At 58.0% G+C, this 20,917-nt stretch carries 25 protein-coding genes and 2 tRNA genes; 11 read left to right on the plus strand and 16 right to left on the minus strand.

Translation table 11 applies throughout. The annotated features are described in order from the left end of the window. Positions 1-216 precede the first annotated feature (216 nt). The 3 genes from PHF39_RS11925 to tsaA all read right to left on the minus strand — a co-directional run bounded on the left by PHF39_RS11925 (position 217) and on the right by tsaA (position 1,953). Positions 217-525, minus strand: coding sequence for a hypothetical protein (locus PHF39_RS11925; protein ID WP_300224403.1), 309 nt, complete (start codon positions 523-525; stop codon positions 217-219). Positions 526-528: 3 nt separating this feature from the next. Next, complete coding sequence (locus PHF39_RS11930) at positions 529-1,431, minus strand: Mrp/NBP35 family ATP-binding protein (RefSeq protein ID WP_300224405.1); 903 nt, start codon at positions 1,429-1,431, stop codon at positions 529-531. A gap of 90 nt (positions 1,432-1,521) precedes the next feature. Then, positions 1,522-1,953, minus strand: a complete 432-nt coding sequence (tsaA, locus tag PHF39_RS11935; RefSeq protein WP_300224407.1) for a tRNA (N6-threonylcarbamoyladenosine(37)-N6)-methyltransferase TrmO — start codon at positions 1,951-1,953, stop codon at positions 1,522-1,524. An 89-nt stretch (positions 1,954-2,042) separates the two neighbouring features. Here tsaA and PHF39_RS11940 point away from each other — a divergent pair, with 89 nt between their 5' ends. Further along, positions 2,043-2,501 carry a YbhB/YbcL family Raf kinase inhibitor-like protein gene (locus PHF39_RS11940; protein WP_300224409.1) on the plus strand — a complete coding sequence of 153 codons (459 nt, stop codon included), beginning with the start codon at positions 2,043-2,045 and terminating at the stop codon, positions 2,499-2,501. A 123-nt stretch (positions 2,502-2,624) separates the two neighbouring features. Beyond that, positions 2,625-3,812, plus strand: coding sequence for an HD domain-containing protein (locus PHF39_RS11945; protein WP_300224411.1), 1,188 nt, complete (start codon positions 2,625-2,627; stop codon positions 3,810-3,812). A 6-nt stretch (positions 3,813-3,818) separates the two neighbouring features. Here the strand turns inward: PHF39_RS11945 and PHF39_RS11950 are convergent, their stop codons facing one another. From PHF39_RS11950 to PHF39_RS11960, 3 genes are all read right to left on the minus strand, one after another. Next, entirely contained in the window at positions 3,819-4,010 is a 192-nt protein-coding gene (locus tag PHF39_RS11950) for a hypothetical protein (RefSeq protein WP_300224413.1), read from the minus strand. A 24-nt stretch (positions 4,011-4,034) separates the two neighbouring features. After that, the gene (locus PHF39_RS11955; RefSeq protein WP_300224415.1) at positions 4,035-6,146 is read right to left on the minus strand and encodes a protein kinase; all 2,112 of its coding nucleotides are present in this window, start codon (positions 6,144-6,146) and stop codon (positions 4,035-4,037) included. A gap of 76 nt (positions 6,147-6,222) precedes the next feature. After that, positions 6,223-7,008, minus strand: a complete 786-nt coding sequence (locus PHF39_RS11960; protein ID WP_300224417.1) for an FHA domain-containing protein — start codon at positions 7,006-7,008, stop codon at positions 6,223-6,225. A 251-nt stretch (positions 7,009-7,259) separates the two neighbouring features. Between PHF39_RS11960 and PHF39_RS11965 the strand changes: the two genes are divergently transcribed. Then, entirely contained in the window at positions 7,260-7,496 is a 237-nt protein-coding gene (locus tag PHF39_RS11965) for a hypothetical protein (RefSeq protein WP_300224419.1), read from the plus strand. 311 nt (positions 7,497-7,807) lie between these two features. On the opposite strand, the gene PHF39_RS11970 is transcribed toward PHF39_RS11965, so the two are convergent. Further along, positions 7,808-8,749, minus strand: coding sequence for a hypothetical protein (locus PHF39_RS11970; protein ID WP_300224421.1), 942 nt, complete (start codon positions 8,747-8,749; stop codon positions 7,808-7,810). Positions 8,750-8,913: 164 nt separating this feature from the next. On the opposite strand from PHF39_RS11970, the gene PHF39_RS11975 reads away from it, so the two are divergent. The 4 genes from PHF39_RS11975 (at position 8,914) to PHF39_RS11990 (ending at position 11,181) form a co-directional block, all read left to right on the plus strand. Next, a tRNA-Gly gene (locus PHF39_RS11975) sits at positions 8,914-8,984 on the plus strand. Positions 8,985-8,992: 8 nt separating this feature from the next. Continuing rightward, complete coding sequence (locus PHF39_RS11980) at positions 8,993-9,676, plus strand: DUF5612 domain-containing protein (RefSeq protein ID WP_300224423.1); 684 nt, start codon at positions 8,993-8,995, stop codon at positions 9,674-9,676. A gap of 2 nt (positions 9,677-9,678) precedes the next feature. Beyond that, positions 9,679-10,251 carry an L-threonylcarbamoyladenylate synthase gene (locus tag PHF39_RS11985; protein WP_300224425.1) on the plus strand — a complete coding sequence of 191 codons (573 nt, stop codon included), beginning with the start codon at positions 9,679-9,681 and terminating at the stop codon, positions 10,249-10,251. A gap of 6 nt (positions 10,252-10,257) precedes the next feature. After that, positions 10,258-11,181 carry a DNA polymerase subunit beta gene (locus PHF39_RS11990; protein WP_300224427.1) on the plus strand — a complete coding sequence of 308 codons (924 nt, stop codon included), beginning with the start codon at positions 10,258-10,260 and terminating at the stop codon, positions 11,179-11,181. Between the two features lie 41 nt (positions 11,182-11,222). On the opposite strand, the gene PHF39_RS11995 is transcribed toward PHF39_RS11990, so the two are convergent. After that, the gene (locus PHF39_RS11995) at positions 11,223-11,591 is read right to left on the minus strand and encodes a hypothetical protein (protein ID WP_300224429.1); all 369 of its coding nucleotides are present in this window, start codon (positions 11,589-11,591) and stop codon (positions 11,223-11,225) included. 424 nt (positions 11,592-12,015) lie between these two features. On the opposite strand from PHF39_RS11995, the gene PHF39_RS12000 reads away from it, so the two are divergent. Then, complete coding sequence (locus tag PHF39_RS12000; protein ID WP_300224431.1) at positions 12,016-12,414, plus strand: DUF3795 domain-containing protein; 399 nt, start codon at positions 12,016-12,018, stop codon at positions 12,412-12,414. Positions 12,415-12,420: 6 nt separating this feature from the next. Here PHF39_RS12000 and PHF39_RS12005 read toward each other — a convergent pair whose 3' ends face one another. Beyond that, entirely contained in the window at positions 12,421-13,116 is a 696-nt protein-coding gene (locus PHF39_RS12005; protein ID WP_300224433.1) for a Dna2/Cas4 domain-containing protein, read from the minus strand. An 80-nt stretch (positions 13,117-13,196) separates the two neighbouring features. Here PHF39_RS12005 and PHF39_RS12010 point away from each other — a divergent pair, with 80 nt between their 5' ends. Together PHF39_RS12010 and PHF39_RS12015 are read left to right on the plus strand one after the other, a co-directional pair. Next, positions 13,197-13,490: a DUF3467 domain-containing protein gene (locus PHF39_RS12010; RefSeq protein WP_015284982.1), complete on the plus strand. Its 294-nt coding sequence runs from the start codon at positions 13,197-13,199 to the stop codon at positions 13,488-13,490. A 48-nt stretch (positions 13,491-13,538) separates the two neighbouring features. Continuing rightward, positions 13,539-13,610: transfer RNA gene (locus PHF39_RS12015), tRNA-Thr, on the plus strand. 80 nt (positions 13,611-13,690) lie between these two features. Here the strand turns inward: PHF39_RS12015 and PHF39_RS12020 are convergent. The 7 genes from PHF39_RS12020 to PHF39_RS12050 all read right to left on the minus strand — a co-directional run bounded on the left by PHF39_RS12020 (position 13,691) and on the right by PHF39_RS12050 (position 20,109). Next, positions 13,691-13,954, minus strand: a complete 264-nt coding sequence (locus PHF39_RS12020; RefSeq protein ID WP_300224435.1) for a hypothetical protein — start codon at positions 13,952-13,954, stop codon at positions 13,691-13,693. A 6-nt stretch (positions 13,955-13,960) separates the two neighbouring features. Further along, positions 13,961-14,998, minus strand: coding sequence for a PAS domain S-box protein (locus PHF39_RS12025; RefSeq protein ID WP_300224437.1), 1,038 nt, complete (start codon positions 14,996-14,998; stop codon positions 13,961-13,963). Positions 14,999-15,118: 120 nt separating this feature from the next. Then, positions 15,119-15,505: a DNA polymerase ligase N-terminal domain-containing protein gene (locus tag PHF39_RS12030; RefSeq protein WP_300224439.1), complete on the minus strand. Its 387-nt coding sequence runs from the start codon at positions 15,503-15,505 to the stop codon at positions 15,119-15,121. Next, positions 15,502-16,146 carry a thiamine phosphate synthase gene (gene thiE, locus PHF39_RS12035; RefSeq protein ID WP_300224441.1) on the minus strand — a complete coding sequence of 215 codons (645 nt, stop codon included), beginning with the start codon at positions 16,144-16,146 and terminating at the stop codon, positions 15,502-15,504. Before thiE ends, PHF39_RS12030 begins: the two co-directional genes overlap by 4 nt. A gap of 7 nt (positions 16,147-16,153) precedes the next feature. Beyond that, positions 16,154-16,954, minus strand: coding sequence for a hydroxyethylthiazole kinase (gene thiM / locus PHF39_RS12040; RefSeq protein ID WP_300224443.1), 801 nt, complete (start codon positions 16,952-16,954; stop codon positions 16,154-16,156). Between the two features lie 140 nt (positions 16,955-17,094). Further along, positions 17,095-19,731 carry an aminotransferase class V-fold PLP-dependent enzyme gene (locus PHF39_RS12045; RefSeq protein ID WP_300224471.1) on the minus strand — a complete coding sequence of 879 codons (2,637 nt, stop codon included), beginning with the start codon at positions 19,729-19,731 and terminating at the stop codon, positions 17,095-17,097. A gap of 69 nt (positions 19,732-19,800) precedes the next feature. After that, entirely contained in the window at positions 19,801-20,109 is a 309-nt protein-coding gene (locus tag PHF39_RS12050; RefSeq protein WP_300224445.1) for a carboxymuconolactone decarboxylase family protein, read from the minus strand. Between the two features lie 164 nt (positions 20,110-20,273). On the opposite strand from PHF39_RS12050, the gene PHF39_RS12055 reads away from it, so the two are divergent. Continuing rightward, positions 20,274-20,678 (plus strand): pyridoxamine 5'-phosphate oxidase family protein, encoded by a 405-nt coding sequence (locus PHF39_RS12055; RefSeq protein ID WP_300224447.1) that lies wholly within the window; start codon positions 20,274-20,276, stop codon positions 20,676-20,678. Positions 20,679-20,917: the final 239 nt, after the last annotated feature.

Raw genomic sequence — 20,917 nt, forward strand, 5'->3', positions numbered from 1 at the left:
TTCCTGGCACCCCGGACAGGTCGTGTGCGGGGACTGCATGCGTGATGTCATAGATGCTCCGGGTATCGGATATGGGTATTCAACAGGGCACCCGAAACGGGCGTTCGTATCCAATAAAGGGTATACTACACTATTTGACGGGTGTGCTGATAAGGGTATCACCACGGGATATTTACTCCGATAAAAACGTGGTGGTCGGGACTAAAAAAGCCCGGTTCAGTCCGCAAGCGGTTCGGTTGGTTCCATGATGAGCGAGCCGAAGACCACTTTCTCGATGACCTGCGCAACGTACCGGATATGCATTGCCTGTTCGAGGTCCTCGTTGCGGTGGACATCGGCATAGATCTGGAGGCGCATGAGCGAGAACCGGAACCGGTCAAGGGTCTCATCGTCAAGGGTCATCGCCTCCCGGTAAATGGGTTCCACAAGATCGGGAAACGAACGCGGGTTCTCAAGGGCGGTAGCAACTGCCTTGTAGAGGGGAATTGGTTTCTCCTTTCCTGCAAGAATCCGCTGGTAGTCCATTACCTATCCCTCGACAACCTTGATGAGTTCTTCCATGACGGCGTCCACGCTCTTCCACGTGGGATTATCCGCACGCCGGATGATGAACGGGCGGCCCTCGTCCCCGGCTTTCCGCATCTCGATGTCAAGGGGGATGGCACCAAGATAGGGTACCGCGAGTTCCTCGGCGATCTTCTTTCCGCCGCCTTTCCCGAAGAGCTCGATCTGCTCGCCGCAATGGGGGCAGACAAGCCCGCTCATGTTCTCAACGACACCGATGACCGGGAGCCCGAGCTTCTCGATGAATTTTGCGGACTTCCGTGCATCGAGCGTTGCAACGTCCTGCGGGGTGGTGACGATGACGGCGCCGCGGACATTGGGGGCAAGCTGGGCAATGGTCAGGGCTTCGTCTCCCGTGCCCGGCGGGAGATCGACAACGAGATAATCGAGCGGGCCCCAGTTGACATCCGAGAGGAACTGCTGGATGGCTGCCATTTTCATCGGGCCTCGCCAGATGATGGGGGTGCTGGTATCAGGAAGCAGGAAAGCCATCGAGATGACCGAGAGCTTGCCGGTAACGCGGACCGGCTCGATCTTGTTGTCCATGGTCGAGAGCTTGTGCTCTTCGATCCCGAGCATCTTGGGGATGTTGGGGCCATGCATATCCAGGTCGAGGATCCCGACCCTCCTGCCATGGTTCGAGAGCGCGTACGCGAGGTTGACGGAGACTGTTGATTTCCCGACACCTCCCTTGCCGGAGAGGACCATGATGACGTGCTTTACGTCCATCTCAACTTTCGGGGGGAGACCGGCCGGCCCCTTCTTTGCAGACGGGCAGGACGAGGCAGTAGCGCAGCTGGAGCATTCCTGCTTGCATTCCTCGTCCGCCGGTTTTGCCGGGGTACTGGGTAGAGATTTCTTTGCCATGAATTGACTCCTGGGATCAGTAAGCAATCATACAGGTTTCGCGCACGAGACAATAAAGATGGAAGATCGATGCAGGCAAATACGACTCTCTTATTCACTGATGCAGTCAAGATCAGAATAGTAGGGTTTGAGATCCAAAAGCGGCGTCCCGTCAAACGCATCCAGCCCGCGAACTGTGAGCCAATTACCTTCGCGGCGGAGAAGATCCACAACGGCAAACCCGATGGGATTTGGCCGCTCGGGTGAACGGGCGGCAAAGACACCATGCTCAACCCCGGAGCCAGGAGGGGTTGCCTTCAGGAGCGTCCGGTCCGAGCGGTCAAACCAGTACAGGGCAATGAGGTGCGCATTCTTCTCAATGTCCTGCAATGCTTCAGCATATGCAGGGAGGATCTCAATCGTTGATTCCGTGTCAGCGAGCCTGCCCTGCCGGGGAGCGTCTCCCCGCTTCCGGTAGGGCGAGCGGATAATCCCGACAGGGTGCAGTTCCAGGTTTGTTCCAGTCTGTATCGTGCCTGCCATGTACTGATGCATCATCTCCCCGTTATTAAAAGCCTGCCGGGAATGCTGCTGGAGAAATATTGATGCAGGGAGTCCGCTCATCTTTCCCTATGGACCCTCTCATCGTGTCCCTGGACTTCCTGGAGTTCCCCCCATCGCACACATGCGAGGGCGGGAACCTCTCGCCCCGGATCCACCTGAAGAAAATCTCCCCTGCGGCGGTCTCGGTTGCCGTGATGGTCTTCAATCCCTTCGAGAAGTCCTGCTGTTCCTTTACGCCATGGATATGCTGGAACCTCCCGCCGATCCCGGTGATCCCGGAAGGCATCCCCACCGGGGAGATCGTGACAGCACCAGTGCCCGCCGTGCAGGGGATAACGGACCATGGTACGACCGGGTATACCGGCCCCTGCCCCGCCCCGGGGACCATGATCCGGTACCAGTTCCGGGTGTATGTTCTGGACACGATGCTGGAGCTCCCACCCGGAGCGGACAAGCATGCGCTGGTCGCGGCACTGAAAGGACATGTCCTCCAGTACGGGGAGACCGCTGCGGTTGCATCTGGGTAAAGAGCCCCGGAATACGGGATAAATCATCGGAACAACCACCCGGTAGCGCGGTCCCAGGGATGGGGGCATTCTGTACCTGCCCGTTTCGCCATCCTTAACACCTCCCCGCGCAAACGGAATTTTATGAAGAGACCGGCGCGGAAACGTGTTCCCGACCCGGAACATGCATCCGCTGTAAGGGCCCTTACCATGAAGAGGGAGGCGCTCCTCTCGTCCCTGGCTACGACCAGCGCAGATGCCGTACGCCGCTATGACCGGGAGCCGGAAGACATCCGTACCCCGTATTCCCGCGATGCCGACCGGATCATCCACACCCGCGCCTATACCCGCTACATCGACAAGACGCAGGTCTTCTATCTTGTGGACAACGACCATATCACACACCGGGTCATCCATGTCCAGCTTGTATCGAAGATTGCCCGTACGATCGGCCGTTCGCTCCGGCTCAACGAGGATCTGATCGAAGCAATAGCCCTCGGGCACGATATCGGCCACATCCCCTACGGCCATTTCGGGGAGAGCTGCCTCTCCGCCCTCTGCGAACAGCACGGGATTGGCAGGTTCTCCCATAATGTCCAGAGCGTCAGGTTCCTAGACCAGATCGAGGACTGCGACCTGACCATGCAGGTCCTTGACGGCATCCTCTGCCATAATGGCGAAGCCGACGACATCCGGATCGCACCCGAACCTCTCTTCGGCTGGGCAGCATTCGACCGGAAGGTCCAGGAGAATGCCGATGGAAGACGTTCACGGCCTCCTATGACGCTTGAAGGCTGCGTGGTGAAGTTCGCCGATACGATTGCTTACATTGGCAGGGATTTGCAGGACGCCCGGGACGTGGGGCTCATCGATGACCGGACCGCAATTCCTGCGCAGGCAAAAGATGTGCTCGGCAGCACGAACCGGGAGATCATCAACACCCTGATCTACGACCTTCTCGAAAACAGCGATGCGGAAGAGAAGGGATTCATCTTGTACAGCCATGATGTGGAACAGGCGCTGATCGCCCTTAGGGTCTTCTCGCGGCAGCATATCTATGATAACCCGAAGCTGACTGCGGAACGGAGAAAGATCCAGCGGATGTACTTCACCCTCTTTTCCTCCTGCCTCGAATCACTGGAACAGGAGGACAGAACGGCAATGATCTACACGGACTTCATCAACACACGGTGGACAAACAAACGCTACCTGAAAACAGCGACACCACCGGAACTCGTGCGGGACTTCATTGCCGGGATGACCGACCGCTATTTTGCCAAGCGGTATGAAGAGTGCGTTATCCCGAGAAGAGTGGAAGGGAAGTTCCGGTAAAAAACGTCAATCGCAGCGGCTCTTGGGCCCGGCCCACCCGGTGAATCCGCAATAGATGCAGCCGACTCCCTCGCAGTGCCCGCAGAGGGTCTTTGGGGCTGTGACAAGGACGGTCCCGGTCTTGTTGCAGTACAGGCAGCCCTCGCCATCGCAGTGGCGGCAGGTTGCAGGTTCAAATGTCTTCCCTGAGTCGTTCATGGTCATTCACCGGGGGAATCCCGCTCATCCGTCATCCTCGTCAAGGTACCCTTTAAGTGCTGCAAGCAGTTCCTCTGCCGACTGGTAGCGTCCCGCCGGGTCCTTCTCCAGGCATCTCAGGACAATCTTCTCTACTGTTTCTGCATCGGGATTATACTCGGAGGGTGGGATCGGGGAATCACGAAGGATCGCATTCCCGACTTCGACAATGCTCTCCCCTCCAAAGGGGATTGACCCGGTGACGAGCTCGTAAAAAACAACTCCGAGCTGATAAATGTCCGTCCGCTCGTCCGTCCTGCCGAATTCGGAGGGGGAGACCTGTTCCGGGGCTGCATAGGAGAGGGAGAAGCCGGCAACGCTCGATTTCTTGACATCGGCAGCAAGCACCTTGCTCATCCCCCAGTCGGTGATCTTCGGCACGAGTTCATCGTTAAGCAGGATGTTGTGGGGCTTGATGTCGCGGTGGATGAACCCGTGGTCATGGGCGTACCGGAGCCCTTCCGTGACGCCGGTGATGAGACGGACCGCCTTCCAGACAGGGAGGGGTTTTTCCAGCGCCTCAAGCGATCCCGGGACAAACTCCATCTCCACGTACGGGACCGGCAGGATGTTCACCGCAGATACCTCGACGATGTTTGGGTGCCTGAGGGTCTCCCAGGCAGCGATCTCGTTTAAGAAGCACTTCCCGGTCACCTCGTCGAAACTGATCGGGATCTTCACGGCAACCCGGACCCCGTCTGTCTTCCGGTATGCCGAGAAGACCCAGGCTATTCCCCCCCGCCCGATGAACGAGATATCGGTATACTTGTTCTCCAGTTCCCGGGGGAAGTAGTTCTTCTGGTCCGTTGCCGCGGGGAGAGGCGAAGCCCGTGTCTCTTCGCCTGAGTCCGCTACCGTCTCCGCGGGCCGCGTGACAAGCCCCCATGTCTTGTCCACGGCTCCCTTCAGCACGGACGCTGCCCGCGTTGTAACCGGGGCAAGGGATTCGGGAAGGGACACCTCCTCGGACGAGCGGAAAACGAAGAGATAAATCCCGATACCGGCAAGCACAAGGCCGATGGCAATGAGGACAACCGCGGTCAGGGGGATGTTCTGCAGGATCCGTACGGACCCCTCTCCGATCCCTGGACTAACGGTAGTGCCCGGGACTGATGGCTGGGTCGGCAGGGGGGACTGCAGAGCCGTTTGTGCCGGGCCTGCCGTTACCGGAATCCGGGTAGTGACCGGAGACGGGGATGTCGTGATGCCCGGGCCGGCAGGAGTTGGATCGGCACTCACCGAAGTATAATACCCAACCGGGTCCATCAGGGGAAAGTCGTCGGCGGAATATGGATCGTTCCCGCCAGCGGGAGCAGCACTGGTCTGCGTCGGGTAGGGGATATCCCCGATACCGTCACCGTTCGCGTCCTTCCCGCGGTAATCGTTCCAGTAATTGCCCATCCGGCTCTTTGCAGTCGTTCCGAGGTAAGTATACTGGTAGGCGGAGGGGCTGCTCCACAAGGAACTGGGACTCTTCGAGACAACATTCTGGGTGTTGAAGAACGTGTTGCGGGAGACGGTGTTGGACCGCGATTCAGCATCCATGATCATCCCGATTGCATTGTCCTCCAGGGTGTTGCCATCGAAGGTGTTGCTGCTCGATGCTTTAAGAGAAATTCCTGCCCGGTTGTTACCCGTGATAGTATTGCCGACTATTGAGTTCTTGTCGGACGAGACGAGCGTTATCCCCTCGCCGTTGTCCCTGATAGTATTCTGCCGGATAAAGTTGCTGTTCGAGGAGACGCGGATACCGCTCGCACCGGCGCTTCCCATGATGGCAAATCCCGACACAGAACAACCGTCCGCGTGGATCTCAATGCCATTTGATGCCGGCTGCGTTGCGATGACCGGGGCGCCGCCCCCGCTGTCAACCCCGATCAGGGTCAGTTTCTTGTCAATCTTCACAGGATCCGTGTACGTCCCGCTCATAACCCTGATCGTATCGCCGCCAACCGCCCAGTCAACGGCATCCTTGATCGTGGAGAACTCGGCTCCACTGGGCGCAACCGTATGATCGGCAGCTGCAGCCGGCAGGCAGATAAGCATGGCGATAAGCGTGAGAATCACGAGGATACGAAAGCACGGGGTCGGGGTCATGGGGAAGGGAAAAGCCTCTCTCTTATTCGTACTGGTGGGGATAGTTTTTATAGGTGCGTCCTTTTTCACACGCAATTCATTGCGCCCCGGGAAGGATAACGACGAGCCTGACACCGGATATGCCTTTTGCCAGCTCAATGAGATCGCTGTCATGGAGTGCGTTTTTGACACCTTTCTCCAGTTTGTGGTTGTTCAGCTGGGTGCCACCGGTGCTGCCGCAGTCCTCGATATACCACCCGCTCTTGTCGCGGGTGAATTTCGCGTGGGGGCGGGAGACCCGGGTGACCGCAGAATAGTTATCGGCAAGGACAATGTCCCGTTCCGGCCGAAACGACGCTGCATTCTCCGGGTCATTCCTGCCAACAGCGACACTCTCTCCCTTCAGCAGGAACACCTTTTTATCATCGGGGCCGCCGAGCACAATGGCTGCCGGGGCATTTCCCAGCACTTCCTTTGAAAGGGTGCCTTTCACCTCGTCAAGCCGGCGCGCGATCTCGCTTCCCACCACCTGGACCCGGGTATTGGAGAAGAGCCCGAGGTTCCGGATGATGGCTTCAAGCCCCCCGGGAACCAGGGAATACTCCCAGACCGGGTGGATCCCTTTCGAAGTCGGGGCACCGAGTCCTGCTTCTTTTTTGATCACGCCGATGCTCAGCAGCTTGTCAAGGTGCTTCTTCGTGTTCTCGTAGCTTGTCTCGATCTCCTTGGAGATGGAGCGGGCATCGCGCGGTTTCCTTTCCAGGAACTTCAGAATCCGCAGCCGGGCGCTGCTCGAGAGCACATCCAGGTATTCCGATAGCTCCTCAAGCGAGTCGGAATCCTCGTGAACAATGAGTGTGGGGGATTTGTCAGCAGGGTCCATAATGCTCCACCAGGGGATATACCCCTTGTCTTGGTTACCGGAAGATAAGGGTATGACTGTTTATATTTTCTCCTTATGGTTCTCTTCATAATTACACCATTTGGGTTAATAGCTGTAACCACAGGGTTACACCAACAAACCCCGGGAATTCTCGGTATTTATCAGCATACCCGAAAAACAGGATGATCAGGTGATGCACGAAGCTGATTCGGCGTGTCACCGACCCATCCAGAACCAAAGGAGACCACTTCATGAACACCGGCATCATCATGATCGGACTGTCCCTCATCCTGCTCTCGGTTGGGCTGATCTCGTCCCCGGCTTCAGCAGCGCTTCCCGATGAAGACTGCGGCAGCGGTGTCCTGGTCCCGGGTTCCCCGCAGGGAACAATCGGTACCGGAACGGGTATGACAAGCGGCACAACAAATCTCCCGATCAAGGGCACAGGAACGGTGGCATACGGTCATACGATACCCATGAGATCATGAGATGGCCCCGGATCAACCATGCCACGCACCGGAACGAATGTTGACCATACCAGCACGTCCTGAAGGGTCCGCGTCACACGGCCCCAAAAACAGGTAACAGCACCACTATCGCCCCATGCTGCCGTCATAACCCGGCAAAATGCAGTATACACTCCAGAGGACCGGAGAACACGTGTTTCTTCGGGAGATCATACACACCCCATCCACCATACCCTTTTTTAACAAGTGTATGCTGCTGATATCCTGCGCAAACACAAAAAACAGGTCCGGCCCGGAATTCTCCAAGGGCGATGGTAAAAACAAAGGAGAGATTATTTCCGCTTGTTCAGGTACAGCGCCATGCAGGTCGCTGCAATACCAATGGCGAAGACAGTTACCGGTAAAGGCACCGGGGACTCCTGGGGAGTGGTTGTTGGAAGCGGGGTCTGCTGGACAGTTGTCTTTATCGCGGTCGGCCGTGTCGTTGGGGTACGGGGGACCGTTGTTACCGCGGCAGCGGCAGTTGTTTCCTCAACTTCTGCTGGAACGGTGAGCCGGACATTATCGAGATATCCTTCCGCGTACCGGTGCATCATGCCGTAGTCCCCGATCGAACCGAGGTAGATACGATCCATCCCGCTCAGGTCCTCGACCGTGTTGAGGTAATACCCCCAGATCTCTTTCCCGCTCGTCTTCTCGTTCACCTTCATCGTAAGGACCCGCTGGTCCTTGTTGTAGTCCACCGTGACCCGGTAGGTCTTGTTCAACTCGTAGTTAACCGTCGGGCCCTTGTAAGCGATGCTGCCGCTACTCTGCGTATCTCCCGACTCACTGTTGACCTTCATCAGCTTGTTGCCGGGAGTGACCAGCCGGAGCCACATGATCTGGCCGTATTTTGCATTGGTAAACTCGGTGAGGACATTGGGGCCAACCTCCGGGTTCATAGCTTCCCCCGAGAAACCGAGCCGGAACGTGGTTCCCTCATCCACCTTGTTGAGGATCAGATCATATTCCAGCGTGAACGGCTGCTTGTCGTAGCCTTCGACCAGCGTGTAGGCATAGGCACCGGTGCTGGGCTCGATGGCAAAATGGAACATCTGGAGCCCGGGGTCCCAGTAATCCAGGGAGGGGTTGTTGGTTACCCACTGGGGATTGCTCGAGAACGAGTTCTGGTAGAGAACGGTAACCGGGCCGTTGTTTGCCCCCTGCGCAGGAGCGCATGTAAGGGCGAGCAGGCTGGCCATCAGGATCAGGGTCAGGATTCGCAGGCGCATAATACACTTCCTTTGTTTAATTCTTCCCCCTGGACAGGGAACCTGCCACCAGGAGAGCGGTCTTATAACGTAATAATGTGTTTTCCGCGGTTATAATACGAACCCGCGTACAACCGGGATATATTTATGTTAAACTCACCCAATAATTGAGAGCAGCAACGCGTGCGATAATAGTCTAGCGGTAGGACAGGAGCTTCCCAAGCTTCTAACCCGGGTTCGATCCCCGGTTATCGCATCAGTCCTATGGAGCCTGAACCTGAACGATCGGCAATCCGGATCATTGCAGAGAACCGCAGGGGCGTCCTGCGGGATATCGCAACCGTGGTAGCCAACCATGACGGAAATATCGTCATGATCAACCAGGAGGTCTTCGAATCCGGCCCGTACAGCGGCATGGCGGAGCTCTATTTTGAGTATGATAACTACGAGACCGGCGATCATGAGCAGCTCCTCAGGGACTTAAACGATATCGACTCGGTCAAGGACGTCAGGGCATACCAGCCCTTCGGGCATATCTTCGGGTCGCGCGTGATTATTATCGGTGGCGGGGCGCAGGTTGCACAGGTCGCCCTCGGCGCCGTGAACGAGGCAGACCGGCACAACATACGGGGAGAGCGGATCTCGGTGGACACGATCCCCCTTGTCGGGGAACGGACCCTCGCCCTTGCCGTGGACGCGGTCGCACGCCTGCCCCGTGCCACCATCCTTGTCCTCGCGGGATCGATCATGGGCGGTGAGATCTCAAAGGCCGTTGACCGTGTCCGCGATGCCGGTATACCAGTCATCGCACTCAGGATGGCAGGAACCGTGCCGGAGCATGCCGACCTTGTGGTGACCGATCCCATCCAGGCAGGGGTCTTTGCCGTCATGCATGTCAGTTCCAAGGCAGTCTTCGATATCAACCGTGTCAAGGGACGGGAATTCTGAGTATGGAGATCATCAGGAAGGCGGTCTCTGTCCTGATGCATGACGGTCTTGTGGTCTACCCCACCGAGACGGTGTATGGCCTTGGGGCCGATGCATTCTCCGAAGAAGCTATCAGGAAGGTATACGAAGCAAAGAAACGCCCGGTCGCAATGCCGGTCTCGATCGCCGTCTCCGACCGGGATATGCTGGGAGCGGTCGCCCGCACAGAGCCCTGGATGGACAACTTCTTCGATACCTTCCTTCCCGGGCCGGTGACCGTTGTCCTCCCTGCACGCAACTGCGTGCCCGAAGTCCTGACCGGGGGGACCGGCAGGATCGGCATCCGGATGCCGGCCCACCCGCTTGCCCTGCAGCTCATCGGAGCATTCGACGGCCCGATCACGGCAACGAGCGCCAACCTCCACGGGGCAAAGGACCCGCAGACACCGGATGAATGCACCATCCCCCACGAGCTGCTCATTGATGGGGGAAGGCTGCCCGGAACCCCAAGTACGGTGGTCGACCTGGAGAAGAGGGAAATTATCCGGAGCGGGGCGGATATCGATAGAATCGCATCGTTCCTGCGATCCCGGTGATCCTGTATGCTGCCCGTCCGCCTGCGTGATTTTATCGAGGACGGGGATGGCTGGCTTTATGCGGTCTCCACATACGACAACTCTGACCGGATCGGCTGCGTGCTCCGGTACGTTCCCGAGGAGAACGGCGCACGCGTCCACCCATCCGGGCGCCGTTATACCAAGTACGACTTTGAGGAGGCATATGCCCACATCGCGCAGCACAAGCCGGAATACGCGGGGCTCCTCCATCGTGTCCCCTACGAAGATGTAAAGCGTGTCCTCAAACCCGACCAGGAGATTGACAGGATTGCCGCAACTCATCCAAGGGTGAAAAAACTTGTCACCCTCTTTGCCCAGCCAAAGGGAACGGTCGGCTGCACCGGATCGCTCCTCTGCGAGCTGGAAAACGAGAGTTCGGATATCGACATGGTGGTGTACGGCAAGAACTGGTTTGATGCGCAGGCACTGGTCCGCCAGGGAATCCGTGCGGGTACCATCGAGGGGCTCTCGGAAGCCATGTGGCGCAAGGTATACGAGAAGCGCAAACCCGAGATTCCCTACGATTCCTTTGTCCTCCACGAACAACGGAAATGGAACCGGGGACAGATCGAAGGCACGTACTTCGATATCCTGTACACGCGATCCTACGATGAGATGAAGAGCGCCCCATCCGGCCGGGGGACGGTGCTGGGAAAAGCAACCATCGAAGCTAAGGTAATTGACGCCTCGCTCGCCTTTGACAATCCCGCGGTATACAAGGTGGAGCACGAATCGGTCTCGCGGGTCCTCTCGTTCACCCACACGTACAGCGGGCAGGCGCTTAACGGGGAGAAAATTGAGGCCTGCGGTGTTCTCGAAGAGCACGGCAGCGAGCAGTGGCTTGTCGTGGGAACCACCCGCGAGGCACGCGGGGAATATATCGTCTCGAAAACACTGCTCGAATCCTAAAAAAGGGTATCCGGGAACGTGCATCTGCCGGCAGGCCTTCGTTACCCGCTTACGGCGCAACTTCTCCGGATTTCCTGTTCCCCCGGCCTTTCCTTAATACCGGCACGGTGCCAGATCTCCACCGCGTCCTCGTATTGGTGAGGGAACCGCACAGTTCCGGGAACGAACCGGAACTTCCGCAGGATATGCTGCATGACCGGGCGGGGCATGACCACGCTCACATCGTACCCGCCGGCCAGCCACTGGCGGATCAGCGCCTGCGTGTTTCCCTCGTTTTTGTGCCGGGAGATGATGTAGTGGAGGATGAGCCTGTTGCCCGCTTCCATCTCCAGCCAGCCGGAGAAGAGGTCTTCGGTGAATCCCAGTGCATCGCCTTCTCTTGTACCAGTCTCGATACGGTGTGCTGTCATCTGCTTCACTTCCTTTCTTTTCAGGATCCGTATGGTTGCACCCATTCCCGATTTAAGCGGGAGGAAGGGGGAGGGTGAAAGTGACGAACATGTGGATAAGAGGGGGTCGGGCGGTGTACTTCTTTTGAGCCACAAACCGGAGCATGGATCCATTTGTCGTCGGAAAAACAGGAAGATGCACGCCTCCTGCGTTTGAGATTACTGATGAGTACACCGTCCGACCCCCCCATCTCCCTTTGATATCCTGACAAAAATTGCACTACTTCACGAGAGAAAAATCGCACTGCCGTAAAGCAAGGGTGCAGGGGGTCGGGCGGTGTACTTCTTTTCCGGTGCACCACCAGCTGTATTTCTGCCCTGCTGCAGAACCCCCCTGGCTCTGCCACCCGCCAGGTTTTTTTCCGTTCATGCCTTATACACGGATATGACCGGGAAATCCCCCTTCAGGACAACGCTCATTGCACCCTGCGGCATGAACTGTGCAATCTGCATGACGTTCCTGAGGGAGAAGAACCGCTGCGGCGGGTGTTACGCCCCGGACCGCCTGTGCAGCATCAACTGCACCATCTCCTCCTGCGATCAGGTACCGGGAAGATACAACCATTCCTGCGGTGCATTTCCATGCAGGCGGCTGAAACAGCTGGACAAACGGTACCGGACAAAATACCACATGAGCATGATCGAGAACCTGGATGCCATCAAACGGGACGGCATCCGATCATTTGTCAGGAGCGAGCGGGAACGCTGGAGCTGCAAAGCCTGTGGCGGGACCATCGATATCCACCACTACCGCTGTTCAGAGTGCGGCAGGGAACCGGAATAACCGCCCTTACAACAATTCCGACAGCCGCTTTCCCACGCTGCTCTCGCACTTCTCCTGGTGCCGGCAGCGGTTGCAGGGGGCGTTGAGCGGGTGCTGCGGCATTGCACCCTCGCGGATCTCCCGCAATTTCCTCAACGTTGCGATCACCATCCGGCGGTCACGGGGCTGGACCTCGTGGAAACGGGAGACGCCATCGGGAATGTATTCGATATTCCCTCCTTTCACTTCCGATCCGGTCATCTCCTCAAGGCAGAGCGCAATGGCAGCAACCCGGAGGCGGTCGGCGGCATAGGCACCAAACGGCAGGGCACCCGATGCCCGGATGATGGAGAACGTGCCCTCGCCGTCGATGCGATCGATCATGCCGGCCATTTTCTGGATATCGGAGACTACCCTTACATCGGTCTCCGATGCAGGCTTCCACACAGTCTTGTTGCAGGCAGCAATGCTGATGTCCAGCAATTCCCTTAAGGATGAGTCGATACCCGGGCGGACCGCGGTAACCTCCTGCCAGATGGTATCGGCCTCAAGCGGGGTTCCCAGGTGGTAGGACAGCTGTTTGCAGACAGCATAGCGGTCCGATTCCGCGAGAGTCTCGTGCCGCTCGTAATAATACCGGACCGGGCAGGCATGCACCCGTACCAGGTCGGAGATTGTGCAGTAGTCGGTATGGGCTGCCAGGGTAATTCCTCTCACTACCATGTGGGAAGGAGAGAAGAAGATAGTTGTGGGACATCCTGACAGGAAAAGACGGATAATCTTTCAGAAGAAATACTGGTTGCATGGCATCCCAGGAAATATCCGTTAATATCCCGCCCACGCTCGACCCCGTGTACAGCAACATGATCCAGGTTGCGTACAAAGACGACGAGTTCACCTTCCTCTTCCTCCACCAGCTCCCGCAGGTGAACCAGGCGCGGGCAAAGGCCATCGTCTCCATCACACCCTCGCACGCGAAGAACCTTGTTGCGGTCCTCTCAAAGAGCGTTGCCGATTACGAGTCCAAGTTCGGCACAATCGCGCCCAAGGAGCAGCCAGCACAGCAGAATGTCACGACGCTCTCCGGTTACTCGTAATCCACACATATTTTTATTAACGCCAAAGCCGATATTGTGAGGTATTGCGCCGCCGTGGCTTAGCGGTATAGCGGCTGATTCGTAATCAGCAGGTCGAGGGTTCAAGTCCCTCCGGCGGCTTCGTTTTTTTTCAGAGTGTTCCATCCACCAGCGGGTCTTTCTCCGGGAAATGGCGCTTCACCGTGTTTTTTCAGCGTGTTTCATCTCCGGCCGGCAACAAGAGCGCCCAGGAGCATGGATACCGGGATTCCCCACAGGGGATTTGCGACAATAAAGAACGCTTCGACTGCCCGGAGGATCGCGCCGGACCATGAAGTCTCGTTGCCCAGAGCTGTCATGAACCCGCAGAAGAAGACAAAGGCACAGAGGAGGAGGTACAGGGCGAGCCCGAGAATCGCTTCCTTCCCGTAATCCAGAACCAGCCGCCACACCTTTGAAGGCAGGGAAACTTCTCCCACCTGCATACGATCTCAGGCTCGCTTGCGTTCCGAGAGGTCGCGGATCGTGCTCATGACGGCAGGCATCCCGAAATACTCGGTGACACGGCTGCTGATCTCGACTTTCATCGCGCTGCCATCCTTCTTTCTGAGTTCCGACTCGAAGAGGATATGGCCCCGCGCCGTGAACTGTTTTACCTCCTCAGAAGGGAGCATGGTGCCAGGGACAACGGAGAGATCGTAGAGGCTCCTGTTCATGAACTCCTTTTTCGTGTACCCGAGATAGCGGCTTGCGATAATATTGGCCTCGAAGATCCTCCCGTCAATATCGTGAAGGATGATCGCGTCGCTTGCCCCATCAAAAAGGGTGCGGTAGCGGAGCTCGGACTCGATCAGTTCGTCCTTCATCCGCTTGCCTTCCGTGATATCCATGAAGGAGAGCACCGTAAATCCCTCCTTGCTGACGGCTGCCGAGATAAGCACCCAGATAACGGTGCGGTCCTTCTTCCGCAGTGCGACCTCCATCTCCGCTATCGTCCCTTCGTCGCGGATCTTCTTGATGGCAGCAACCTCCTGTTTGGAATCGAACCAGAGGTCGCCAAAGTCGAGTCCCGTGAGTTCGTCTGAGGTGTACCCGAGGATGAATGCGGCCTTGCTGTTGGCAGCCAAAATCTTCCGCGTCTCGCGGCTGATCGTCAGGATGCCAGCCTGCGAGCTCTCAAAAATCTCGCGGTATTTCCTCTCCTGGACAACCTGCGTGGAGTAGGCGGCAAGGACCACGCCGAGCGAGACGAAGATATAGAAGAATGCCATGCTTGCTGCGTACAACTGGATGCTGGCCGGGCCGTACAGGTACACGATGCCGAGGAATACCCAGCCGAGGACAACGGTGAAATACACCGCATAGCGGGGGCAGCACCAGGCAATCATCAGGATGGGGAGGATGTAGAAGTACGGGAAGATCTCGGTAAAGCCGTTTTTTAAGGAGTATATCGATATGAGGATGATCCCCAGGGTTAAAAGCCCCGTAACGGAGAGCCAGAGGGTGTTTCGTGGTGACACGGTGTTCATATCGCTTCGGACCTGCACACAATTCTTCTGTTGAAGATGGAGTGCGGAATTTCTTATAAGTTGCCCCTGTCTCCGGATCCGCCTCCCGGGAATACACTGACTGTCCAGGTTCCGTAGGGATTACTCTTTTGCACGAAGGACAAGCCACTCTTTTTCTCCGGCTTTCGCAAACCGGATGAGAACGTATTTTCCGGTAAACCGGCTGCCGCTTAAGAGAATTTCGATGCGCCCGGGCCCCCATTCGAGAGGTTCGTACGTCCCGGTATCGGCGATCTTCACCTCTCCTGCCCCGTAGTCACCTTCCGGGATCGTTCCCTCAAACCCGATATAGTCGAGGGGATGATCTTCGACAGCGATCGCCAGCCGCCGTTCACCGGCCTTCTCCGGCAGCCCTTTGGGCACTGCCCAGCTGGCAAGCACGCCGTCATGCTCCAGCCGGAAGTCGAAGTGGTGGTGCCGGGCAAAATGCTCGTGCAGGACAAAACGCGGTGCGGTACCACCCGTCATGGCGTTCCCCTCCCTGCGCGTTTTGCTGTGGCAATGATCGCAGAAAGCCTGCGTGCTGCTGCCGTGATATCAGGCTGCGAGACAACCGAAGAGATGACCGCGATCCCGTCCGCCCCTGCTCCAATGACGTCGGCAGCATTGGCCGGTCCGATCCCCCCGATGGCGATGACCGGGATGCTGACAACTGCGCGGATCTCCCGTACGGTGGCAAGCCCATACCCCGGGCCCGCATCGGCTTTTGAGCCGGTGGAGAAGACCGGGCTGACGGCAACATAATCCGCACCCTGCTGTTCTGCGGCAAGGGCTTCGTCAACGGACCCTACCGACACACCGATGATAAAGCCGGGTGGGGTGAGCTGGCGTGCTGTGCCGCACTCCATGTCATCCTGGCCGATATGGACCCCCTCAGCCTCGCAGGCAAGGGCGATGTCCAGCCGATCGTTGACAATGAATAGAGCCCCGGCCTTTCTCGCGATCTCCCGGATCTCGCAGCCAATCCGGACGAGCTCGCGGGGGGGGAGGATTTTATCCCGGAGCTGGATGACGTTAGCACCACCAAGAACCGCCCGCCGTGCGATCTCGCTGTGCGTGAGGCCGCCGGCAAGGCCTTCATCCGTGATGACGTACAAGTCGAGTTTCATGGGACAGTTATACAGTTTTCATCCTTGCTGCCCGTGCAAGGTCTTCCGGGGTGAGGTTGGCAAGCTCATCGAAGAGCCCTTTCTTGAAACTGCCGGGTCCCCGCGCCGATGCCGCAGACCGTTCGCCGGCAATGCCGAAAGCGGCAAAGGCTGCTGCCGCTGCAAGGACCGGGTCCTTTGACTCCGCAGCAAAGACTCCGGTGACGGATGCTGCCATGCAGCCTGTTCCGGAGATAGTACCCATCATCGGGTGGCCGTTCTCCACGAGCAGCGTATGCTTCCCGTCAGTGATTACATCCGTTGCGCCGCTGATGGCAACAGTCAGGCCGGCTGCCCCCGCATACTCCTGTGCAATGGTTACAGGGTCACCGGACAAGCCGTGGGAGTCCACACCCCGCACGTTTGCTTCGGCACCGGCCAGCACACCAATCTCACCGGCATTACCCTTGAGGACGGCGATATCGAGCCGGTCGAGGAGCCGTTGTGCGGTCTTTGTCCGGTACTGCGTTGCGCCGGCACCTACCGGATCGAGGATAACCGGGATCTTCCGCTCGTTTGCCATACTGCCGGCCAGTTCCATGGACTCGACCTGCACCCTGTTGAGTGTCCCGATGTTGAGGACAAGTGCGTTTGCTATCGCTGCCATTTCTGCTACCTCATCTGCTGCATCGGCCATAACCGGGGCACCCCCGGCAGCGAGCGTGATGTTGGCGCAGTCATTGACCGTCACGTAGTTCGTGATATGGTGGACAAGCGGGCGTTTCTCCCTCACACGGGCGAAAATGTCAGCGATCTGCTGTTTTTTCATAGGATATCACATCCGGACGGGCCGCAGGGCCCGGTTGCGTGAAGATGTTTGGTGATTCCTACATATTAAATCATGATAAATAATTCCGGCACGGGGATGAACAGGAATAATCCTCAAAAAAGAGATCTGCGTGGCGGGAGTTACCGGAGAATCTCTTCCATCGTTGCATGGAAGAGGTCCGCTTCTTCAACGGTATTATACAGCCCGAGGCTCGCCCGCACGGTCCCGTTTGGCAGCCCCAGCCGGTCCATGAGGGGCATGCAGCAGTGGTGGCCGGACCGGACCATGATGTCCGCCGTCTCGTCAAGGCGCTGGGCCACCTCGTGGGGGTGAAGCCCCTCGACCGTGAACGATATTACCCCTACCCGGTTGTCGGGGGAGCCGGGTGCATAGACTGTGACACGGGGGATCTTCTTGAGGCCGTCAATCACCCGCGTGGTGAGCGCCTGCTCGTGCCTCCGCACCCGATCCATTCCCAGCCGGGTAAGGTAGTCGACGGCAACCCCAAGGCCGATCCCCCCGGCAATGTTGCCCGTCCCGGCCTCATACCGCTGGTACCCTTCGACAAGCGTATACCCCGACCGCGTGACGGACTCCACGATCCCACCACCCAAAAGGAGCGGCTCAATGACCGGTTCCTTCATCCAGAGAACGCCTGTACCCGTGGGGCCGAGCATCTTATGGCCGGAGAAGGCCGCAAAGTCGCAGCCGAGAGCCATGATGTCGACAGGCAGGTGCGGGACACTCTGGGCCATGTCCACGAGGAGGAGGGCCCCGTGGTCATGGCAGATCTTCGCAATCTCCTGAACGGGGGTGATGACGCCCAGTACGTTCGAGGCGTGGGTGATGGCGACAAGCCGGGTCCTGTCCGTGATGGCGGACTCGAATGCTGCAAGGTCAAACGTGTAATCGTCCCTGATGTCCGCAAAGTCGACTGCGACTCCGCGGTCCCTGAGCCGGTACCAGGGCAGGAGGTTTGCGTGGTGCTCAAGAACGGTGGTGAGCACGCGGTCGCCTGCTTTCCAGGGGAACCCCTGCGCCACCATGTTGATCGACTCGGTAGAGCTTTTCGTGAAGACAGTGACGCCTCCTTTCGCGCCGATGAACTCCGCCACTTTCTCGTGGGCGTGCCAGTACCGCTGGGACGCGATCTGGGTGAGGCGGTGGACGCCACGGCCCACGTTGGCCCGGTAATTGCGCTCAAACTCGACAAGCGACTGGATGACCGGCTCCGGGGAGAGGCTTGTTGCCGCATTGTCGAAGTATATGACCTCGGAAACGAGCGGGAAGTCTTTTCTCATCCCAATAACATCGAGGTCATCCGTAGGTTTTTCCTGCATTGCTGCCTTCATCGTTCTCTCTCTCCCGATATCAACCATTTCATCAGCCCTCTTCCGGGGTTCGGTCTGTTTCAGGGTGAAGTCCTCGTTCACCGCAATTCCCTTCTCCCGGCAGAGTTCCCGCATCTTCTTCGGGAGCGCTCTCCAGCGCCAGAGACCCCACTGGCAGTACTCCTCCGGCATCCCTTTCTTTGCCGCCCATCGTTCCACGAAGTCGTCCCAGCGCTTCGCGTACTCCGGGTGGGTGACCCGGATCTGCTCGTACTCGCTCTCCAGCATGGCCGGGCAGAGGAAGCAGCCGATCCGTTCGATGCCCTGTTCGTAGAGCGGGTTCATCTCAACCTTCTGCCACCAGAGGTAGAGGAAGACCTCGAGTGCCCGCCAGTTCCGGATGGGCGAGACATTGAGCTGGAGCGGGTTGTCGGGATTCTGGCTCGTCTCCTCAAGGCTCGCCCGGTTCCAGGACTCGTACCACCGGTTGCCCTGGATCGTTACGCAGGGGCCGACCTTCGCGAGATAGAGTTTGAGCGGCCGGAGCTTCTGGAACTTGCAGCACCACCGGTTGTCCTTCCCCGGTGGCCCGGCTTTCTCCACGGCCTGCCAGAAGTCGCCTGCACCCCCGACAATCTCGACTCCCTGCGACTTCACGAACGCGATCGTCTCGGGGAATTCGAGTCCGGTATCGATGAAGAAAGCCTTCTCCACCCCGGCCTTCCGGGCAAGGTGGAGCACGGCCGTGCTGTCCTTGCCACCGGAGAATGAGACATTCACGGTCGGACGGTCGGACATGTGGTGTTTTATCGCCCGGACCGCGTTCCGCTCCAGGTTCTTGAGGTGGTACCGGTTCTTGTCGATCACCACGTCCCAGCCGGGGTCCGGGCGGGTGCGGGGCTCAACTGTAGCGAGCTCCTTTACCTTGATTGACCCGTCTTTTACCACGCCCGTCCCGTACTTCCCTTTGTACTTCACGATCACGGACCCATTCGGGAACGGCTTTGTCAGGGCAAGGCGTTTCCCGCCAATCCGGCCCTGCTCTTTCCGGATATCGGTTACGGCCCCCAGATCCAGCACGCCCTTTGTTGCATGCCGGATAATGAAAGGGAGCGCTTCGGGGGCGAGATCGAAGACAAACCTCCGCTTCACGGGGTCGAAGGTGAGCCAGCCAAACCGCTCCCCATGCATGAGCACGAGATCGGCTCGGTCAACTCCGCCAGTCTTGTTCAGGAGGAGGACCTTTGCCACGGGAATGTCGCCGAACTGCTCCTGCACGAGCCGCCGGATCAGTGCATGGTCAGCGGAGAGGGCGGGGCGGAGCTCGTAGGGCTGGAGGAGCTCTATCCGCTTCCCCTCCCGGCCGCAGGCACAGCTCTTTGCGATGAGCGGGACGTTGCACTCTTCGCACCAGTACAGTACCTTCTTGACCGGGGGCTCCAGCATCACACTCATCAGTGGAACGCAACAGGAGATAAGAGAAGCGATGCGGGAAATAGTCGGGGAAAAGAGAGATTATTCAAACTGCTCCACTGCACCCGGCAGGCAGGTGACAACGCCCCGTATCCCGGACACTGTGAGGGTCATGAGGATGGCATCCACCACTTCCTCCTTCGTGGCCCCGGCTGCCTTTGCCATAGGTACATGGGCTGCAACCGCCATCGTGTCGCCCATCGAGGCCTTAATCGCGATATAGATGAGCTGTTTTGTCTTCTGGTCGAGACCTTTCGATCCAACGAGCGCCATGATGAGACCGTTGAACGCGGCAGCAACTTCGGGGGCTTCTTTCTGGAATACTTCCATCGGGTTTGCCTGCATGGTCATCACCCACCGGTCGTTTCCGGGATATTTGAACCTGCGGCATGCAGGGTGCAGGCTTCCTTCACCGCAGAAGCGGCCCGCCTCTCCGGCCCCCGGCTCCCATGGCCACGCATATTACACAAACTATATAGGATCGTGAATCCTTGGGGAAAACTGGTGAACGTACCATGGTGAAGCTGAACGCAGACATGAAAGAGGCATTCTCGAAGATGAAAGTCTTCCCCATTGCCACCGCGTCAAAGGACGGCACCCCGAACGTAGCCCCCCTCGCGATGGTCAGCCTCCACGATGACGAGACCATCTGGATCACGGACAACTTCATGAACAAGAGCATGACGAACCTCCGGACCAACCCGAAGGTTGCCCTCTATATCTGGGGACCGGAGATCAAGGGGTGTTTCCAGATCAAGGGCGTGGCCTCGATCAAGAACAGCGGCAAGGAGTATGAGGAGATGAAGGCGGACATCAACCGGAAGCGGCCCGAACTCCCTGCACGGTCGCTCATTATCGTGAAGATCACCGAGGTCTTCGAGTGCAAGCCCGGGCCGACCGCCGGTTCGAAACTCATTTAAGAGTATGAGTGGACATCAGTCCACGAATACGAGAAGAAGATTGTGAAATCTTCTTCGGAGTTTCTCACCGCCCGGACTCTGATGAGATCCTCGCTGATTCGAAACACAACGAAGAGTTTCTCACCGCCCGGACTCTGATGAGATCCTCGCTGATTCGAAACACAACGAAGAGTTTCTCACCGCCCGGACTCTGATGAGATCCTCGCTGATTCGAAACACAACGAAGAGTTTCTCACCGC

The sequence above is a fragment of the Methanoregula sp. genome (genome assembly GCF_028712425.1).
Taxonomy (GTDB): Archaea; Halobacteriota; Methanomicrobia; order Methanomicrobiales; family Methanospirillaceae; genus Methanoregula.

Excerpts from the sequence above, each read along its gene's own strand:
- thiM (WP_300224443.1), bottom strand. The coding sequence starts at position 16,954 with ATGAAAAAACAGCAGATCGCTGACATTTTCGCCCGTGTGAGGGAGAAA.
- PHF39_RS12030 (WP_300224439.1), bottom strand. The coding sequence starts at position 15,505 with ATGACGGGTGGTACCGCACCGCGTTTTGTCCTGCACGAGCATTTTGCC.
- tsaA (WP_300224407.1), bottom strand. The coding sequence starts at position 1,953 with ATGGCAGGCACGATACAGACTGGAACAAACCTGGAACTGCACCCTGTC.
- PHF39_RS12005 (WP_300224433.1), bottom strand. The coding sequence starts at position 13,116 with ATGGTAGTGAGAGGAATTACCCTGGCAGCCCATACCGACTACTGCACA.
- PHF39_RS11945 (WP_300224411.1), top strand. The coding sequence starts at position 2,625 with ATGAAGAGACCGGCGCGGAAACGTGTTCCCGACCCGGAACATGCATCC.
- PHF39_RS12020 (WP_300224435.1), bottom strand. The coding sequence starts at position 13,954 with ATGCAGGTGGGAGAAGTTTCCCTGCCTTCAAAGGTGTGGCGGCTGGTT.
- thiE (WP_300224441.1), bottom strand. The coding sequence starts at position 16,146 with ATGAAACTCGACTTGTACGTCATCACGGATGAAGGCCTTGCCGGCGGC.
- PHF39_RS11965 (WP_300224419.1), top strand. The coding sequence starts at position 7,260 with ATGAACACCGGCATCATCATGATCGGACTGTCCCTCATCCTGCTCTCG.
- PHF39_RS11990 (WP_300224427.1), top strand. The coding sequence starts at position 10,258 with ATGCTGCCCGTCCGCCTGCGTGATTTTATCGAGGACGGGGATGGCTGG.
- PHF39_RS11930 (WP_300224405.1), bottom strand. The coding sequence starts at position 1,431 with ATGGCAAAGAAATCTCTACCCAGTACCCCGGCAAAACCGGCGGACGAG.
- PHF39_RS11940 (WP_300224409.1), top strand. The coding sequence starts at position 2,043 with ATGGACCCTCTCATCGTGTCCCTGGACTTCCTGGAGTTCCCCCCATCG.
- PHF39_RS12050 (WP_300224445.1), bottom strand. The coding sequence starts at position 20,109 with ATGACCATGCAGGCAAACCCGATGGAAGTATTCCAGAAAGAAGCCCCC.
- PHF39_RS12000 (WP_300224431.1), top strand. The coding sequence starts at position 12,016 with ATGACCGGGAAATCCCCCTTCAGGACAACGCTCATTGCACCCTGCGGC.
- PHF39_RS11980 (WP_300224423.1), top strand. The coding sequence starts at position 8,993 with ATGGAGCCTGAACCTGAACGATCGGCAATCCGGATCATTGCAGAGAAC.
- PHF39_RS11950 (WP_300224413.1), bottom strand. The coding sequence starts at position 4,010 with ATGAACGACTCAGGGAAGACATTTGAACCTGCAACCTGCCGCCACTGC.
- PHF39_RS11985 (WP_300224425.1), top strand. The coding sequence starts at position 9,679 with ATGGAGATCATCAGGAAGGCGGTCTCTGTCCTGATGCATGACGGTCTT.
- PHF39_RS11970 (WP_300224421.1), bottom strand. The coding sequence starts at position 8,749 with ATGCGCCTGCGAATCCTGACCCTGATCCTGATGGCCAGCCTGCTCGCC.
- PHF39_RS12045 (WP_300224471.1), bottom strand. The coding sequence starts at position 19,731 with ATGCTGGAGCCCCCGGTCAAGAAGGTACTGTACTGGTGCGAAGAGTGC.
- PHF39_RS11995 (WP_300224429.1), bottom strand. The coding sequence starts at position 11,591 with ATGACAGCACACCGTATCGAGACTGGTACAAGAGAAGGCGATGCACTG.
- PHF39_RS11960 (WP_300224417.1), bottom strand. The coding sequence starts at position 7,008 with ATGGACCCTGCTGACAAATCCCCCACACTCATTGTTCACGAGGATTCC.
- PHF39_RS11955 (WP_300224415.1), bottom strand. The coding sequence starts at position 6,146 with ATGACCCCGACCCCGTGCTTTCGTATCCTCGTGATTCTCACGCTTATC.
- PHF39_RS12055 (WP_300224447.1), top strand. The coding sequence starts at position 20,274 with ATGGTGAAGCTGAACGCAGACATGAAAGAGGCATTCTCGAAGATGAAA.
- PHF39_RS12025 (WP_300224437.1), bottom strand. The coding sequence starts at position 14,998 with ATGAACACCGTGTCACCACGAAACACCCTCTGGCTCTCCGTTACGGGG.
- PHF39_RS12010 (WP_015284982.1), top strand. The coding sequence starts at position 13,197 with ATGGCATCCCAGGAAATATCCGTTAATATCCCGCCCACGCTCGACCCC.
- PHF39_RS11925 (WP_300224403.1), bottom strand. The coding sequence starts at position 525 with ATGGACTACCAGCGGATTCTTGCAGGAAAGGAGAAACCAATTCCCCTC.